16 protein-coding genes are annotated in these 17,644 nt (G+C 37.4%); 3 read left to right on the top strand and 13 right to left on the bottom strand.

What is annotated here, in order from left to right; all coding sequences use genetic code 11:
• Positions 1 to 409: 409 nt before the first annotated feature.
• Complete coding sequence (locus tag F968_RS09055) at positions 410 to 865, bottom strand: hypothetical protein (protein WP_004792396.1); 456 nt, start codon at positions 863 to 865, stop codon at positions 410 to 412.
• 195 nt (positions 866 to 1,060) lie between these two features.
• The gene (locus tag F968_RS09060) at positions 1,061 to 1,495 is read right to left on the bottom strand and encodes a GFA family protein (RefSeq protein ID WP_081399510.1); all 435 of its coding nucleotides are present in this window, start codon (positions 1,493 to 1,495) and stop codon (positions 1,061 to 1,063) included.
• A gap of 200 nt (positions 1,496 to 1,695) precedes the next feature.
• Between F968_RS09060 and F968_RS09065 the strand changes: the two genes are divergently transcribed.
• Positions 1,696 to 3,285, top strand: coding sequence for a phospholipase D family protein (locus tag F968_RS09065; RefSeq protein ID WP_081399640.1), 1,590 nt, complete (start codon positions 1,696 to 1,698; stop codon positions 3,283 to 3,285).
• A 16-nt stretch (positions 3,286 to 3,301) separates the two neighbouring features.
• Here the strand turns inward: F968_RS09065 and F968_RS09070 are convergent, their stop codons facing one another.
• The 9 genes from F968_RS09070 to pqqA all read right to left on the bottom strand — a co-directional run bounded on the left by F968_RS09070 (position 3,302) and on the right by pqqA (position 9,646).
• Positions 3,302 to 3,889 carry a hypothetical protein gene (locus tag F968_RS09070; RefSeq protein WP_004792400.1) on the bottom strand — a complete coding sequence of 196 codons (588 nt, stop codon included), beginning with the start codon at positions 3,887 to 3,889 and terminating at the stop codon, positions 3,302 to 3,304.
• A gap of 199 nt (positions 3,890 to 4,088) precedes the next feature.
• A complete protein-coding gene (locus F968_RS09075) occupies positions 4,089 to 4,325 on the bottom strand; it encodes a hypothetical protein (protein ID WP_004792401.1) in 237 nt (78 codons plus the stop codon).
• A gap of 235 nt (positions 4,326 to 4,560) precedes the next feature.
• Positions 4,561 to 4,737, bottom strand: a complete 177-nt coding sequence (locus F968_RS19720) for a hypothetical protein (protein ID WP_004792403.1) — start codon at positions 4,735 to 4,737, stop codon at positions 4,561 to 4,563.
• 576 nt (positions 4,738 to 5,313) lie between these two features.
• Positions 5,314 to 6,366, bottom strand: coding sequence for a dipeptidase (locus F968_RS09080; protein ID WP_004792405.1), 1,053 nt, complete (start codon positions 6,364 to 6,366; stop codon positions 5,314 to 5,316).
• 18 nt (positions 6,367 to 6,384) lie between these two features.
• On the bottom strand, positions 6,385 to 7,539 hold the full coding sequence (gene pqqE, locus F968_RS09085) for a pyrroloquinoline quinone biosynthesis protein PqqE (protein ID WP_004792406.1): 1,155 nt from the start codon (positions 7,537 to 7,539) through the stop codon (positions 6,385 to 6,387).
• On the bottom strand, positions 7,536 to 7,820 hold the full coding sequence (gene pqqD / locus F968_RS09090; RefSeq protein ID WP_004792407.1) for a pyrroloquinoline quinone biosynthesis peptide chaperone PqqD: 285 nt from the start codon (positions 7,818 to 7,820) through the stop codon (positions 7,536 to 7,538). Before pqqD ends, pqqE begins: the two co-directional genes overlap by 4 nt.
• The gene (pqqC, locus tag F968_RS09095; protein ID WP_004792408.1) at positions 7,817 to 8,575 is read right to left on the bottom strand and encodes a pyrroloquinoline-quinone synthase PqqC; all 759 of its coding nucleotides are present in this window, start codon (positions 8,573 to 8,575) and stop codon (positions 7,817 to 7,819) included. Before pqqC ends, pqqD begins: the two co-directional genes overlap by 4 nt.
• An 8-nt stretch (positions 8,576 to 8,583) precedes the next feature.
• A complete protein-coding gene (pqqB, locus tag F968_RS09100; RefSeq protein ID WP_004792409.1) occupies positions 8,584 to 9,495 on the bottom strand; it encodes a pyrroloquinoline quinone biosynthesis protein PqqB in 912 nt (303 codons plus the stop codon).
• A gap of 76 nt (positions 9,496 to 9,571) precedes the next feature.
• Positions 9,572 to 9,646: a pyrroloquinoline quinone precursor peptide PqqA gene (gene pqqA, locus F968_RS19725; RefSeq protein WP_001982218.1), complete on the bottom strand. Its 75-nt coding sequence runs from the start codon at positions 9,644 to 9,646 to the stop codon at positions 9,572 to 9,574.
• Between the two features lie 248 nt (positions 9,647 to 9,894).
• Here pqqA and F968_RS09105 point away from each other — a divergent pair, with 248 nt between their 5' ends.
• Entirely contained in the window at positions 9,895 to 11,676 is a 1,782-nt protein-coding gene (locus F968_RS09105; protein WP_004792411.1) for a bifunctional metallophosphatase/5'-nucleotidase, read from the top strand.
• A gap of 53 nt (positions 11,677 to 11,729) precedes the next feature.
• Here the strand turns inward: F968_RS09105 and F968_RS09110 are convergent, their stop codons facing one another.
• On the bottom strand, positions 11,730 to 12,131 hold the full coding sequence (locus F968_RS09110; protein ID WP_004792413.1) for a transcriptional repressor: 402 nt from the start codon (positions 12,129 to 12,131) through the stop codon (positions 11,730 to 11,732).
• A 138-nt stretch (positions 12,132 to 12,269) separates the two neighbouring features.
• Complete coding sequence (locus F968_RS09115) at positions 12,270 to 14,231, bottom strand: TonB-dependent receptor plug domain-containing protein (RefSeq protein WP_004792414.1); 1,962 nt, start codon at positions 14,229 to 14,231, stop codon at positions 12,270 to 12,272.
• Between the two features lie 217 nt (positions 14,232 to 14,448).
• On the opposite strand from F968_RS09115, the gene F968_RS09120 reads away from it, so the two are divergent.
• On the top strand, positions 14,449 to 17,610 hold the full coding sequence (locus F968_RS09120) for a multidrug efflux RND transporter permease subunit (protein ID WP_004792415.1): 3,162 nt from the start codon (positions 14,449 to 14,451) through the stop codon (positions 17,608 to 17,610).
• The last annotated feature ends 34 nt before the right edge of the window (positions 17,611 to 17,644 follow it).

The raw sequence follows: 17,644 nt of genomic DNA on the forward strand, positions 1-17,644 counted from the left end.
TTTGTCTAAGATTGTGGAGCATAGACACCTCCTTATAAAAAACTGACTCAGCAGTTAGTTCTTTATCAATGTACTTCGCTTATTTTGATGAATTTTCCTCTTTAGCTTTATCCTCCTTGTGTTTACAGCAGTAACCAAAAACAGCACCGGCGCCAAAGAAAAACATAGCTTTAAACATACTTATCTCCAAAAGATCATTAAGCAAATTTAAAACTAACATTGAAGGATGTATCTGTTTTTAGGCCAATGAGGCTGATTCTGTGCGTTATGCAAACTTTTGTGAAAAGTTATAACAATATATTTTATAAGAATAAGAGAGCTAAATTAAAAAACCGCCCCAGAAGGCGGTTGCTGAATTTACAGCGACATATAGAAGTGTAGTGGACGATCACTTCTATATTTTTTGAACTTATTTTTCTTCTTTTATAATTTTAGTAAAGGCATCTGATTTGAAATAATTAATAATCATCTCCCCATCATCACTTGTCGATGATGGCACTTTAGGAGGATCATCATAGTTAAACTTAAAGTCTGGAGGAATAAATTTCGATATTGGTGGAAGCTTGGCCTCTCCTCCCGTTGTAATTCTTTCAATAAAACCCGCGAGCCAAAGTATATATTCATCTTTATTTTTATGGTTGGGCATGAGGCTCATATCCAACTTAATTGCACACTCTTCTAATGGCTTGGTTAAGCACTCTTCAAAATCTATAAAATTATATTTAAGTTTAAACTTAGTTCCTTTAATTTCCTTACGAATTACACCAACCAACTGATTTAAGTTCTCTGCTGAGCTTTCAGAAAATAATTTTTTGTCATCAATTTTTTTATAAACATTCTCAGCAATGATTAAATATTGTGGCATTTTATTTTCTCCCTTTTATTATCAGGCTACTCACTCAGCCTTTTAAGGAAGTATGATAGATATCATGTTTTCTAATGTAATTGTTGTGCTGCCAATTGTAATTAGTGTGTTTTTGTGAAACTTGCAAGCATAACCATCCGAAAAAATTAAAGTTAATGCAAACTGAGTCTCGTTTTTTTTTGCTAAGCATTTATTTTAATCAAAAATTATTTTTAGCTCATCTAAAGTTGGAAGCTGATTATAAGATTGATCTGCAATTACGGTATTTGCCCAGTTTGTCTTCGAGAATATACAAAAATTAAGCTTCTTTAGAACCTGAATGTCTTTATCTAAGAGACCTAATGGAATCCACATAAAATGAGTAGCTCCTACCAAATTAGGTACAGGCGATCCACATTTACTACAAAACGAAGAGGTGAAGCCCGTTTCTTTTTTATAGGTACGGATAAACTCGAAACCTGACAACCATTCAAATTTATCTCGACTCACTAAAGTTGCTGCATTGGCTCCTGTTCCGGTTTGTTTACGACAGAGACTACAGTGGCAATGGTACACTGTCTTGATTTCGTTAATGATAGAAAATTTGACTTCACTGCATAGACAAGAACCGACATGACTCATCTCGAGCATCCTTAGAAAATAATATTGAATATAGCATTAGCCTTAAAAAGGTTAAATTTAACTTTATATGTTTAAATGGATATGCTCTCTTTGAAGGGCTTATAAATATAAGGAATTGCTAGAGTTGAGGCTTGGCAGAATGCATTTATACCGTTTAATATGAATTTTGACATATAAATTGAATATAAAGATGCTGTGATGTGCTTATCTTGGATGCGACTTTAAAAGCTTACATGATTAATCAGCTCTATCAGCACTACAGTAGTATGGCATTAAATGCCTGGGGATTCATAAATACACCTTCGTATAGAGATACATACGACCCTGATGAGAATGATATAGTGACGAATAGCTTTAATTGGTTGAATGATGAGCAAGCTACGGAAAAGACTAAACAAGGATTAACGGCTTTCGTGGCATTAGATGATGCCTTTATTAGTATCGCTTCACGTATGTATTTGATTAGAAATGCAAAAGAAAAGATCGAATTACAATACTATATCTGGACCAATGATTTTGTTGGAAACTTAATGCTGCATGAGTTGTTAACGGCGGCAGATCGTGGTGTAAAAATCCGCTTACTCATTGATGATCAAAATGGAGTAAAGCTTGATGGCGTTCTAAGAAGCCTTCTACACCATCCTAACTTTGAAATTCGATTATTCAATCCTTATAAATTTAGATATTTAAGAATCTTAGACTATATTTTTCGGTTTAAGAAAGTAAACCATCGCATGCATAATAAATTAATTATTGCAGATGGCGTGATTGCAGTAACTGGCGGTCGTAACATCAGTAGTGAGTACTTTGATGCAAGTAGTAAGTTTCAGTTTACAGATCTAGATATTCTATTTTATGGGCATACAGTACAGCATGCTCAAGCAGTTTTTAATGATTTCTGGCAAAGTGAGTTAAGCCAAGATGCGACCAAGCTGGTCGGGACTTGCGCTGTCCACCACTTGCAATCTTTACGACAGCATTATCATGATTTGCTTCATGAAAGTGAAAATCATACTCAAACCGAAGATAAACTTTATGATGCTCAAACTTATTTAAAAGAACTTCTAGAGCACTATCCAATTCAATGGTCAAAAGCATATTTTGTTGCAGATTCACCGAAAAAGATCTTAGGAGTAGCGTCTAAAGAAGAGATGCTTTATGGGCAAGTTATGGCCATTATGGGTGAACCAAAGCAGCACATCGAATTGGCTTCAGCTTATTTTGTTCCTACACAACAAGGTGCTTACTATTTAAAACAGTTAAAGGTTCAGGGCGTTAAAGTTAGGGTTTTAACGAACTCTTTTGCTGCAAATGATGTAGCAATTGTGCATGCTTTTTATAGTCAATATCGAGTCGAAATGCTGAAAAGTGGTGTAGAACTATTTGAGTTTAAGCCATTTTTAGAACGCAGACGTAGAACATGGTATGAAGTGGTAACTGGAAGCGTAATCCCTGCCAAAGGTAAAAATAAATCGAGTTTACATGCCAAATTTTTTGATGTAGACGGTAAAGTATTTATTGGTTCATTTAACTTTGATCCACGTTCGACTTACTTAAATACTGAGGTTGGTCTTGTTATTGAGTCGAGTCAATTACAGGCTCAAATTTCGGTCATGCTCGATCAGCATTTACCTCAAGTCGCTTATCAGCTTAAGTTAAACAGTGAAGGTAAAATTATTTGGTTAGATTATCAGTCGAATGGACAAGTTGTTGAATATGAAAAAGACCCAGATACGAGCCTTTTCCAACGTACAATGATTAAAGCCGTTTCATATTTACCCGTTGAATGGATGATGTAAGAGACTTCAACTTGACTTATAAAATCCCAATCTCTTTAAAGAATTTTTGATAAGCCTCAGCTTTTTTCTCTAGCGCCAATGGATAAGCTCGAGAAGAAGATGGTAAGCGATATAAATTGATATCCCTTCCTGCAAAGTAAGTCGATGTAGATGTCCCTATAAGCGGTTTTTCAGTGTTCTCGGGTAAAACTGAAATTAAGGTATCAGTCGCTTTATCGCCAGTGGTCATAATGGTCTGACATAGAGGAATCTGCTGAAGCAAAACAGCAAGATCGGTGGGCGTTACGATTTCAAGAAATTTATCTGCGGCATTCCCTTTCAACCGCTTAATTTGATAAGCCGTGTCAAAGATTGCAATACCTGTTTCAATTAAGAAATTTCGGATACGTTCTTCATTAAATTTTTTTTGGTTTTCACTTAAAAAGTAAGTTTTGTCTTGGAAAAAAATTAAACCAAAAATTCGCCACATGTCATTTTGGAAATTTGGATAGTAAAAATCCATCTTCCATTTATTACGCGGTGGTGGAAAGCTACCTAACATGAGTAAACGCGCATTTTCAGGTAAAAAGGGTTCTAGTGGATGTGTTTCTATCTCAATTATCATAAAAAATCAGTGTTTACTTAAAAACTTTATAAACAAATTAACCTATTTTTTAGTTAATCACGAGTCATGAAATGCAATTTCTCTTAATTAAAGCGTTAATGGGAAAAATCAGCTCTCACTGAAAAACATTGAGGTGACAACTCTGTAGGAATCACCTCAATAATTTATAACGTTAAGTGATCTGGTGAACTCAAGCTTATTAAGAGTTCAAGACTTTAAAAACCTTACCTGTTCTTGGATGAGCAAAACTGTTATCCGGATCTAAATTAATGACTTTATCCGAAATCACAATTTTAGAAAGTGGCAACCAACTTTGCTCTTGTTCAGCTTGGACAAAGTTTTTTTCATAAATATTTTCATAAATTTGTTCAACTACAATTTCCATACCACACATACTTTTGGCATTTACTTCTTTTAAAATATGGCGCTTTGACATTCTAGTCTCCTTTTTTATTATCCGCATCGCTAATAATAAAGACTCCACTGATACAATATGTAAATTTTAATAATGAAAGTGTTTTTTTTGTTTTAATCATACTTTTGTAATAACTAAATGAATAGTTGAGTAATTATTTAATTTAAATATTATCTTTAAGTTAAGCTATTTAAAATAATTATGAGTTTTAATAAAATTAAAGGGTTCATTATCTGAACCCCTTCTTTATTTAATTTTAAACTTGTACAGCGTTATCAATTGAGCCGTCATCTTGGTTTTGGACCCTATCTTTACTAGTCACTGAGTCGCTATCGTGATCTGTGTTAAAACTCTTACTGTTCTTTTGCTTCTTCTTGTAGACACACATCCCAATCGCAATACCTGTTCCTATCACTAAAATTGACTTTAACATTTTGCACCTCTTCGATTGACGGAGTAACTTTTGAAAAATCAGCTTTAATTAATAGCACATAATTTGTTATTTAACGGCTTTCATTTGCTCCGCTTTTGTAAGGTATTTAATTTTTATGTTAATTGAATAGTGTAATAGTTAAAAAATAAATTTTGATACAAAGCAAAAAGCCTATTCTATATTTTGAATAGGCTTTTTACTGTATTTCAGGATTAAGCAGTATTATGAATTGCTTTAAGCAATCTTATTATCTTTGAATACACTACAAATGTATTTAATGCTGAACTTTTAGTCAAGATAGGATTGAGGAGTTTTACTAATAATTAGTAATTATTGTGATGACTGTCACGTTTATTTTATTGAGATAAGAAAAAACCCATTTCTACTTCTCATGAAGAAATGGGTAATGTGAAAACCACAAAAGACCTGAAATACCAAATGTTCTTACATTCAGTAAGGTTGAGTGTAGTGAATATACCGAATGGTTGACAATTAAACTATTTGTATTTTTTTTAGTCATTTCGGCCAATAAAAAAACAGTTATGATTCTGTAGATTAATTCTGTTTAGTCATTCATTATTGACCAAAAATTCTATCAAGCACTCTCATCCAATTATTAAGACATATATTTTCAATCAGTGTTTTAGAGTAACCACGCTGTTGCATACGCTCAATTAAACGATGTAGCCCCATTACATCTTCAAGTTCAGTACCAATAAGTGCACCGTCAAAATCAGAGCCAAAACCTACATGTTCTTCGCCCAAATGATCCATTAAATATTCTAAATGTTCTAAAATTACATCGATGGATGTATCTGCATTGCGTTGTCCATCCGATCGTAAAAACGCGACATCAAAATTTACGCCCACCATACCTTTACTCTCTCCGATTGCTTTAAGCTGCGAGTCAGTTAAGTTGCGTGCTTGAGCACATAAAGCATGTGAATTAGAGTGCGTTGCTACAATTGGCTGCTGCAATATGTCTACCGTATTCCAAAAAGCTTGTTCATTCATGTGTGAAACATCAATCACCATCTTTTTATCAGCACAGCGTTTTATAAAGTTTTTGCCATCGCTGGTAAGACCTGCTCCAGTGTCAGGCGAATGCGGAAACTTAGCATTTAAACCATGTCCAAAGCGGCTAGGTCTATTCCAAAGTGGGCCAATACTACGCAGGCCTCTTTCATAAAATACATCGAGTAAATCAGGGTTATGTTGTAAAGCCTCAGCACCTTCCATATGCAACATAATTGCTAGCTTTTGCTCTGCTAAGCAGTCCTGAATATTTTGAACTGATGTGCAAATTTTAATATTTTTAGAGTGCTGAGCGAGTTGATGAGCTAAATCGAGTTGTTCCAAACAAATTTGTTCAATTTGCTGTTGGGTAAAATCAGAAGCATTTTGATCAAATAGCTTATTAGGATGATGCTGTTGAACATAGCCATACGGAGGTAAAAAAATCGCAAACATCCCCCCCATAAAACCAGCTTCTTGACAGCGTTTTAGATCAAGATGACCTGCTAAACGTTCATGAATAAAAGCACTTACTGGATCTGGATGATCACTTAGCCATAACCGTGTTAAAGCATCATTATGCCCATCAAAAACTGGAATATGGCTAGGCTTCATGAGCATTCCTATTACTTGCTATATGTCTGTAATCGTGTGGACTGGAATATTTTGTGTGGCGCTTAAAGATTTAGAGTTTCTACTATTACGGAATACTAAATTTTGGAGTGGTGCAGCCAACTGACTTTCTGTACGCGCTTGTTCAATCATTTGATGATACGGCGATTTCCCACAGACAGGATCGGCATTAGCCGCATCTCCAGTCAACATATAGGCCTGACACCGACATCCGCCAAAGTCTCGATCTTTATCTGGGCAACTACGGCAACCTTCTGGCATCCATGCATCACCACGGAAATGATTAAATCCAGTTGATTTGTACCAAATATCTGACAATTTATGTTCGCGGACGTTTGGAAATGAAATTGGTAATTGTCGTGCTGCATGGCAAGGTAGCGCCATACCATCTGGAGCAACTGTAAAGAAGATTTTTCCCCAGCCATTCATACAGGCTTTTGGTCGTTCTTCATAATAATCAGGTACTACAAAAATAAGTTTACAAGGATGATTTTGCGCTTTTAATTTTTCTCGATATTCATTGGTAATCCGTTCCGCACGGGTCAGTTGCTCTTGGGTGGGTAATAAACCTTGGCGGTTTAAAAAAGCCCAACCATAAAACTGACAAATTGCTAGCTCGACTGTATCGGCATTCAGCTCAAGGCAAAGTTCAATGATTTCTTCTATCTGGTCAATGTTATGTCGATGAATAACAAAGTTAAGCACCATTGGATAATCATATTTCTTAACTAGTCGGCACATTTCATACTTTTGCTCAAAAGCATGCTTTGAACCAGCCAAGGCATCATTCACCACAGGGTCGCTAGCTTGAAAGCTCACTTGAATGTGATCTAAACCCGCTTGCTTTAAATCAGCAATGCGTTGTTCGGTAAGGCCCATACCCGAGGTAATTAAGTTGGTATAAAACCCTTTCTGATGAGCATGTGCAACGAGCTCTTCTAGATCTTGACGTACCAGCGGTTCACCGCCAGAGAAACCTAGTTGAACAGCGCCCATCTGCCGTGCTTGATCAAAAACATCAAACCACTCTTGAGTGGTCAGCTCATTTTTATGCTGAGCGTAGTCTAATGGATTTGAGCAATATGGGCATTGTAGCGGACAACGATAAGTGAGTTCCGCTAATAACCATAAAGGTAGGCCAACACCTTCTGTCATACCAAGTCGATCCAGTGTTGTTGCTTTGCGACTAGCATGTAATCCACTACATCCTGATCAATCTCAGCAATATCACCAAATTTTTGCTTTAACTGAGCAATAATTGCGGAAACATTTTGTTGCCCATCAATATATTGCCCAATTGCCCCTGCACTTTCATTTAACTTGATCATGCCTTCAGGATATAAAATCACAAAACCATTTTGAGCTGGCTCGAACTGAAAACGGTAACCTTGTCGCCATGTTGGCACAAGGTTTAAATCAAACTGCTCTTTATTCATTTAAATAGTCCTTTGTGCCAAACTCGTTTGCTCGTCACAGTGTGATAGGGTGCTTCATTGTGAACATGTGCAAGTGTTAGAGCATCTAAAATGCTCCATAAAATATCCAGCTTAAACTGCAATATTTCAAGCATTCGCTCTTGTTGCTCATGAGTTGTAAATGAATCAAGCGTAATTGTTAAACCATGTTCAACATCACGGCGTGCCTGACTTAAACGAGAACGGAAATATTCATAGCCTTTATCATCAATCCATGGATAATGCTGCGGCCATGAATCAAGTCGTGATTGATGAATTTGTGGAGCAAAAAGTTCAGTTAAAGAACTGCTTGCTGCTTCACGCCACGAAGCACGCCGTGCAAAATTCACATAGGCATCTACTGCAAAGCGCACACCTGGTAAAACTAACTCTTCGTAAATAACTTGTTCACGACTCAAGCCCACAGCTTCGGCTAAGCGTAGCCATGCTTCTCGCCCACCGCCATCTGGATATTCACCATCTTGATCGATCATACGTTGAATCCATTCTTGACGGACTCGTTGGTCGGGGCAATTTGCCATAATGGCCGCATCTTTGAGCGGAATATTAATTTGATAGTAATATCGGTTTGCAACCCAAGCCTGAATTTGCTGTTGGGTGGCTTTACCTTCATACATCATCACGTGAAATGGATGATAGATATGATAATACTGACCTTTATCGATAATGGCTTGTTTGAATTGTTCAGTCGTTAAAGCTTCAGGTGTTTGAGTCATGTTTCACCTTAGAGTTCAATCTGCATGCCGTCATAGGCAACTTCTACACCATTTGCTTTAAGCTCAGCAAACTGGCTAGAGTTTTCATTTAAAATTGGATTGGTATTGTTAATATGAATCAGCACTTTTTTAGGTGTACTCAGCTGATTTAAATAACACAGTGAACCACCTTCACCACTAATATATAAATGCCCCATTTCACGGCCAGTTTTAGTTCCAACCCCTGTTTGTTGCATTTCATCGTCTGTCCAAAGCGTACCATCAATCATGACGCAGTCTGAACTCTGCATAATCTGCATGATTTGATCATCAATTTTTCCAAGACCCGGTGCATAGAATAGCTGCTTTTGTGTTTTATGGTCTTTGATAATTAAAGCGATATTGTCGCCGTCATGTGGGTCATTTCGATGCGGTGAATATGGTGGCGCAGCACTTTTAATAATTAAGGGCAAAAATTCTAAATTTTCAAAACCATCAATTTTAAAGGCTTGTTTAGGATTAATTTCATTGTATTGAAGACCACCATTCCAGTGTCTGAGCATGTTAAATACTGGAAAGCCGCTTGTTAAATCTTGGTGGACCATTTCTGTACACCATACATTCATTGGACAACCTTCACGTAAGGTTAAAAGCCCAGTGGTATGGTCTAGCTGACTGTCCATTAAAATAACGCTTGTTATTCCTGTATCACGCAATTTACGCGCTGGTTGAGCTGCTTTAAATTCGAAAAGTTGCTGGCGGATATCAGGTGATGCGTTTAATAAAACCCAGTCTGTTCCATTTTCAGATACAGCAATTGATGATTGAGTACGAGCTTTGGCTTGGATTGAACCTGTGCGTACACCGTGACAGTTCGGGCAATTACAATTCCACTGCGGGAACCCGCCTCCGGCAGCTGAACCTAAAACATAAATATACATAGAATTAATATCTTATTAGAAAGAGATAAGCCCTAGAACAAGACTAGGGCTTATGACATATTTGGATAATACTGAATTAACGTGCTTCGAAGTACATAGTAACTTCAAAACCAATGCGTAAATCAGTAAAAGCTGGTTTAGTCCATTGCATAAATTATCTCCGGTTCATATTAATCTTGTGAAATGAATCACTTGATTAAATCTTATAAGGTCATTAAAAATTTATTCTAAATAAAAAATTTGGGTTTGTAGACCACCCCTAGCCAAGATATTGTTCGATAATTGTGTTTTTTGTCCAAATTTTAATATTTCGCACATATTTGCTTATTGGAAGTTTCATCAAACATTCATACTAAAAGCGTATTTTTTATCCGTCTTTATTGATCAAATGATAAAAAAATGAAAAATTTAACAATACTTTTTAAAGTAACAACACTTTCTCTGGCAGTAACGTTATTGGCTGGATGTAATGACGATGATGATAATGACACCGCACCACCTGCCCAAAGAAGCAATCAGACTGTAAATATTTTAGCTTTTAATGACTTTCACGGAAATCTTGAGCCACCTAAGCGTTATGTTGAAGCACCCAATCCAAATGATGCTGCTCAATCTGTTCGTATTCCTGTGGGTGGAGTGAGTTACTTTGCAGACGCAATTAAAAAACTTAAAGCAGAAAATCCAAATAATGCTGTGGTTTCGGCGGGTGACTTAATTAGCGCTTCTCCTCTAACCTCTTCTTTATTTTTAGATGAACCGACCATTGAAGTCATGAATGATATTCAAATTGACTTTAATGCTGTCGGTAACCATGAATTTGACCGTGGTACAGATGAATTACGCCGTTTAAAGAACGGTGGATGTCAGCAATATACCAGCACTGCGCCTTGCCAAATTAATAAAAACTTTAGTGGCGCAAAATTTGATTTCCTTGCTGCTAACGTAGCAATGAAAAATGACGCCAGTAAAACGATCTTTCCTGCATATAAAGTTAAAACTTATGGTGGAATTCCAGTCGCATTTATTGGTTTAACCCTTAAAGCAACGCCAAGTATTGTTTCTGCTGCCGGTATTAAAGACGTTGAGTTTCGTGATGAAGCCGATACAGTAAATGCCTTGATTCCTGAGTTACAAAAACAAGGCATTGAAGCGATTGTCGTAGTTGTGCATGAAGGGGCAGCGCCAAGTACGAAGTTTAATGAAAAAACATGTGATGGATTAAGCGGCCCGATTTTAGGAATTTTGGATAAGCTTTATCCAGCAGTTGATATTGTTGTTTCAGGCCACACACACCAATCTTATATTTGTGACTATGCAACCAAAAATCCTGCAAAACCGTTCTTACTTACTTCAGCTGGACAATATGGCACGCTCATTACTGACATCAAGGTTGAGCTAGATGGTAAAACTGGTGATGTGATTAAAAAAGATGCTAAACAAGTTCCTGTACAAAGTGAGGCCTATACGTCTGGCACAACCACGGTAAGCCTTACCGATCTCTATCAAAAATTTAGTAAAACTCCAAGCATTGAAGCCATTTTAGATAAGTACCGCCAAGCAGTGACCACCATTTCAAGCCGTGTGGTTGGAACTGCGACAGCTGTGGTAAGCCGTACTCAAGTTGAAAGTGGTGAAAGTCCGCTCGGTATTATGATTGCCGATGCTCAACAAGCAGCTGCCTTAAAAGCAAGTAACCAAGGCTCTGACTTTACCTTAATGAACCCAGGTGGTGTCCGTGCCGATCTACTCATTAACAGTAGTAACCAGATTACATTTGGCGATGTTTTTGCGGTGCAACCTTTTGGTAACTCTATTGTGACTTTGAGCTTAACGGGTAAGCAGATTAGAGATGTACTTGAGCAGCAGTGGTCTGGTGCAAATGCAAACTCATCTAGAATTTTACAGCCGTCTAAAGAATTAACTTATCAATATGCGGCAAATGCGGCTGTTTCACCAAGAGCAAGTAACATCATGGTTGCTGGTTCACCATTGGTTGACAGTAAAGTATATCGCGTGACGGTAAATAGCTTCTTGGCAGATGGTGGTGACAACTTTACAGTATTAAAAGAAGGTCAAAACCGTGTAGGTGGCGGTCAAGATATTGATGCCCTTGAAAGCTATGTCGCTAAGAATTCACCTTTAATTATTCCAGCGACTACTCGAATTAAAGTCATCAAATAGTAAATTTAATAAAAAAGGACAGCTTAGGCTGTCCTTTTTTCTATCTAAACTTTTTATTCTGTATAGAGATTAAGTTCAATACTACTGATATTGGTTCCTGTATTCGCAAAAATAACATCTATAACTTCATGCAGTAGCTCTTTTACTTTTTCATGTTCATAACTGGTTGCTTCTGCCGTTTTTAGACAAATCAAGTTACAGCTCATCTTATCTTTTCTAAGCTTATAGATACTCTTACTTTTTCCTAAGAACACTCTTTTGATGAGTTTGCGATTTTCAAATTCAGACAAGATTCGATAAATTGTTCCAAGCGTGATTTTATGTTCATTTTTAATTTGCGCATAAATACTTACCGCGCTTAAGCCTTGTGGATTTTGATTTAAAATTTCAAAAACCTGTATTCTCGATTTTTTTATTGGTAGTCCATTTAATAATGATTTTGAAGTTGCCGTCATGATTAATTAGCCTTAATGTTGAGAAGTATAGAAATTTTTAAAATTATTTTGTCTATACTTACTTGAAAATTATGGATATTTGTATGTTAAAAAGCAAAGCCTATTCCCCTATGAATAGGCTTTGTACTTGGTTTTAACTTAGAAACTATAAGTTGCTTTTACAAAATAGTTACGTCCATAGAGTTTGGTGTTGAAGGTTTTGTTTTTATCTTCCAGATCAACATCGGTTAGGTTTTTTACACCATAGTCCAATGTTAAACGTGGTGAAAGTGGTGAAGTAAATGTCACGTCATAGGTGGTATAAGCTGGTAACTCTTTGGTTGCAGAGTACATTTGTTTGCCTACGTAGCTCACCCCTGCATTTACACGGAAATCTTCAACCAATGCCCAAGAAATTGAACCATTAGCCAGCCATTCTGGTCGTTCAGTTAAGTCTTTACCTGTAGTTTTATTTTTTGCATCGAGGTAAGTGGCATTTGCTTTAACACCTAAATTATCCGTGAAGTCATAACCACCTGTGAGCTCAACTCCTTTAAGTTCTGCACGGCTTACATTAGTCCAGATTTTTCTAAAATCACCCACTAAACGCGGGTCTCCATCACTTAAGGTAATGGCTTCAATGAGATTTTTCACATCGTTTTGGAAAACTGTAACTGCAGCATTCCAGTTTGGACGGGTTACAATTAATGATGCTTCGTAGTTGGTACTTTCTTCTGGTTCTAGGTCTGGATTACCTCGAATGTGACAACTACCGCCACATGAAATCATTGAGTAATTGATATCTAACTGTGCTGGAGACGGAACTTTATAAGCTTGACCAACACCACCTTTTAAGACAACACCTTCAGCAAGTTCATAAGATAAATAGGCTTTACCGGTCGATTTACCATCAAAGTCATCAAAGTCGTCGTAACGGCCACCTAGAGTTAAGGTCAGTGCATCATTAATATGGGTATCATTTTGAACAAATACACCGTAACTTTTTTGCTGGTTTTTCCCTGTACCGATATAACTCACAACATCTGTAATTTTTTGATCTTTATAATCAAAACCAGCTGTAGTGTTATTCATGAGCCAGTCAAAGTTCGCGAAAGCACGGCCAATTAAATTTTCTTGCTTATAATTACGACTTTGTGGTGCATCATATTCACTGTCATAGTCATAAATTTTGGCTGTTTCTTTTCCAATATAAGCTTCTGTTTTCCCCCATCCCCATTTCCCGCGATGAGCAATTCCTACATTGGTACGCTTCATTTCCGACTCTTGAATTGAGGTTGCTGCATCTTGGGTCAGTGGGCGTTTATCGTTGTTATAACCCAAATCTAAGTCTAAAGTTTGCTGGTCATTAATATTCCAACTTAATGTACCGTTTACGTTTTTAGTATCTTTTTCTACAAAGTAAGCTCCATCTGGATCTGGTTTGCCATTTCGGTACCATGCATCACGGTTATAAGCATCTCCAGCCAAAGTAAAACTTACATTGTCGGTTAGACCACCATATAAGTTAAAGCCGTAACGGAATTGATCTTTACCATTCCCACGGTCAGCTCGGTTATATTGCCCAAAGATCGAACCATGAAGCTGCCCGTCTTCGGCTTTTTTAGTAATAATATTGATTACACCACCCATAGCATCTGCTCCATAGAGAGATGACATTGGTCCTCGAATAACCTCAACACGTTCAATACTATTTAAAGGGATTGCACTCCAGTCAAAGTCATTACCTCGCCACATGGCACCATTAGATGACATGCGCTTACCGTTAAGTAGGATGAGTGTGTAGTTTCCCGATGTATTTAGCATTCCCCGTATAACGATTTTATCTTGTCCGCTGTTGTAGTTATAAACCCCAGCTTGTTTTTGTAAAACATCAGCAAGGCTGAGCGCCGCACTACGTTCAATCTCTTCACTCGTGATCACACTAATGGATGCAGGTGCTTTATCTACGTCTTGTTCTTTTAATGCAGCAGAAACCACAATAGTTTTAAGTTTTTGAACTGATTCATTATTACTCGGCTGTTCACTATCTGTATTTGCTTGAACGGCGAAAGGAAGCAGTGTTGAGATGGCGACCACCAGCGCCTTTTTCGTTAACGTCATTTCTCGGCCCTTATTCTGGATAATGATTACCACATGATAATTATTATCATTTATGATGTGCCGAGCATCATATACTTATGACTTTTACTGTTCAAGATAAAAATAATTATTAGTTATATAATGATAATCATTATTGTTTGTGATTTAAAAAAGCGTTACCATGGCACTTTCGTGTGCCTAAAAACCTATTTAAAACAATCTTAAAGTAGACATAACAATGCTCTCTCGATTTTTTATCTATCACCCTATTTTTGTTTCTGTCATTGCAATTACTATTCTTATTTTTGGTTTTTTTGCCACTTTAGCCATGCCGGTCGAACGCTATCCGAACCTTGCACCACCGGGTGTCACTGTTGTCGCGAACTACCGTGGTGCAGCTGCTGACACTGTAGAAGAAAGTGTGACCCAAATTTTAGAACAACAAATAAAAGGTCTGGATAATTTGCTGTACTTTACATCCCATAGTGAATCGTCCGGAACGAGCAGCATTGATATTCACTTTAAAATTGGCACAGATATCGATAAAGCGCAGCTCCAAGTCCAAAACCGAATTAATGGTGCTTTAAACCGTTTACCTGAGGAAGTTCAAAGACAAGGTGTAAACATATGGAAAACCACGGGCGATATGCTACTTATTGTGGGGCTATATGATGAAACTGGTAAAACCAGCAATATTGATTTGTCTGATTATATGGTGAATCACTTTGAACAACCTTTAAGTCAGCTGCAAGGCATTGGTGAAGTTAATGTTTTTGGTTCAAGCTATGCCATGCGCATTTGGTTAAATCCAAATCAGCTTAGAAATTATCAACTTGTACCGAGTGATATTGAAAAGGCCCTCGAAGATTATAATACTCAGATTGCTGCGGGTTCGATTGGTGCAATGCCCTCTGCTTCTGACCAAAATATCTATGCAAAAGTAAAAGCAGGTTCACGTTTAAAAACAATAGATGACTTTAAATCGGTGGTGGTTAAAGCAAATGTTGACGGTAGCCTTGTTTATTTAAAAGATGTCGCGAGAGTCGAATTAGGGGCAGAAAATTACGAAAGTATTAATACGCTTAATGGCTATCCATCGGCAGGTTTAGGAATTTCTCTAAGCCCTGATGCCAATGCAATCGAGACTTCTGCTCTTATTAAAGAAAAAATGGCTCAGCTTAGCCAGCATTTACCAGCTGGATATAAAGTCGTTTATCCACGAGACAATACGCCATTTATCGAAGAATCTATTAAGCAGGTCATGATCACTTTGCTTGAAGCAATCGTACTTGTCGTTATTGTCATGTATCTCTTTTTGCAAAATTGGCGTGCAACTCTTATTCCAACGATTACCGTTCCGATCGTCATTAGTGGCACATTTGTAGTGTTATATCTCTTTGGGTTGAGCATTAACACGCTTACGCTATTTGCACTGGTTTTAGCAATTGGATTATTGGTTGATGATACGATTGTAGTTGTGGAAAATGTTGAACGGCTTATGCACGAACAACAACTAAGTGTACGTGAAGCTTGTTTAATGTCGATGCAAGAGATTAGCGGTGCATTGGTGGGTATTACGCTGGTCTTAACCGCGGTATTTATCCCAATGGCTTTTTTTAGTGGTTCGACAGGTATGATTTACCGTCAGTTTTCTATTACATTAGCAGCAGCTATGTTGTTATCGCTATTTGTAGCCATGACCATTACACCTGCGATGTGCGCAGTTCTATTAAAAAAACATAATAAAAAACCCAAATGGGGACAGGTACTTGAGCTTGCTCTTCAAAAAGTCAGATCAGCTTTTAGTTTTTTATCGGTTCGCTTAACTCAATTTAAAGTATTTTCCAGTCTATTGGTTGTGGGCATAGCGGTTATTTTATTTATGATTTACCGCAGCTTGCCTACAAGCTTTATTCCAAATGAAGATCAAGGACTGCTGGCTGTGCCTTATAGTTTGCATAACAGTGCTTCAATGAGCCAGACGGAAGAAATTGGAAGGCTCGTCAATAATTATTTTTTTGAACATGAAAGCAAAAATGTTAATACCGTACTGGTCGTAAATGGGCAAAACTTTTCAGGGAGCGGTCCAAATTTGGGTATGGCCTTTGTTTCACTCAAACACTGGAATGAACGCAAAGGTGAAGCCAATACGGCAAGTGCTATTCGTGAACGTGCCCAAGCATATTTACAAAAGAACTTACCCGCTAAAGTCATGGTAGGAATGCCGCCAAGTGTATCTGGTTTAGGTCAGTCTGATGCTTTAGAACTTTGGCTTAGAGATGTAAATGGTCAAGGGCGCGATGAATTAATTAAACAATATAAAGCCTTAGAAAAAGAATCTCAGAATTATTCGGCCTTTGAAAATCTAAACCCGCTTGTGAGTGAAGATAAAGCCGAAGTATTTATTCAACTCGACCAAAATAAAGCCAAAATGTTAGGAATTGACCAACAAGCAATTCGTTCAACCCTATCGACGGCTTGGGGTGGAAATTATGTGGGCGATTTTGTTGAACGAGGTCGAATTAAGAGAATCATTATGCAAGGCGATGCAGAATTCCGTTCTAAACCCGAAGATTTAGCATATTGGCATGTGCGAAATAACTCAGGTGGCATGCTTTCTCTCGCCCATTTTGCGCAAAGTCAGTGGACAGGTGGCCCAGAAGCTCTTACCCGATTTATGGGACTAACTGCCATTCAACTTGAAGCCAATGTAAGTCCAGGCTTTAGCTCAGGTCAGGCAATGCAACAGTTAAGTGATATGGTCGGTAAACAGTCTGGTATAGATGTCGCATGGAGCGGTCTTTCTTTACAAGAGCAACAATCTAACCGCCAAGCGATCTATTTATATCTCATTTCTATTTTGTTTATTTTCTTATGTTTGGCTGCCTTGTATGAAAGCTGGAAAGTTCCTTTTATTATTTTACTAGGGCTTCCCTTAGGCATTACAGGCACTATTATTTTTGCTTGGGTTTTTAAGTTACCTAACGATGTTTACTTTCAAATTGCCCTATTAACAGGTATTGGCTTATCTTGTAAAAATGCGATTCTCATTGTTGAGTTTGCGACTCAAGCACTCAAACAAGGAAAAAGTAAAATCGATGCAGCAAGTGAGGCTTTGAAACTGCGTTTACGTCCGATTCTGATGACATCTCTAGCCTTTGGTGCGGGTGTGGTTCCTTTGATTTTTGCAACTGGTGCAGGCGCTGCGAGTAGATATGAAATTGGAATGAGTGTATTTGGTAGTGTTGTGTTTGGTACATTACTGGTACCGCTATTTACTGTGTTCTTGTTTGTTGTGGTTCATCGTTTACCGAGTTTTCAGTGGTCAATGAGCAAACTATGGTTGAGCCGAACTTTGAGATTTAACAGCCGTATAAAAAAGGATAATATCTCCTTTTAAAGATTAAAATAAAAAATGGCAGATATTAAATCTG

Origin of the sequence: Acinetobacter sp. NIPH 817 (assembly GCF_000368405.1) — a bacterium.
GTDB lineage: Bacteria > Pseudomonadota > Gammaproteobacteria > Pseudomonadales > Moraxellaceae > Acinetobacter.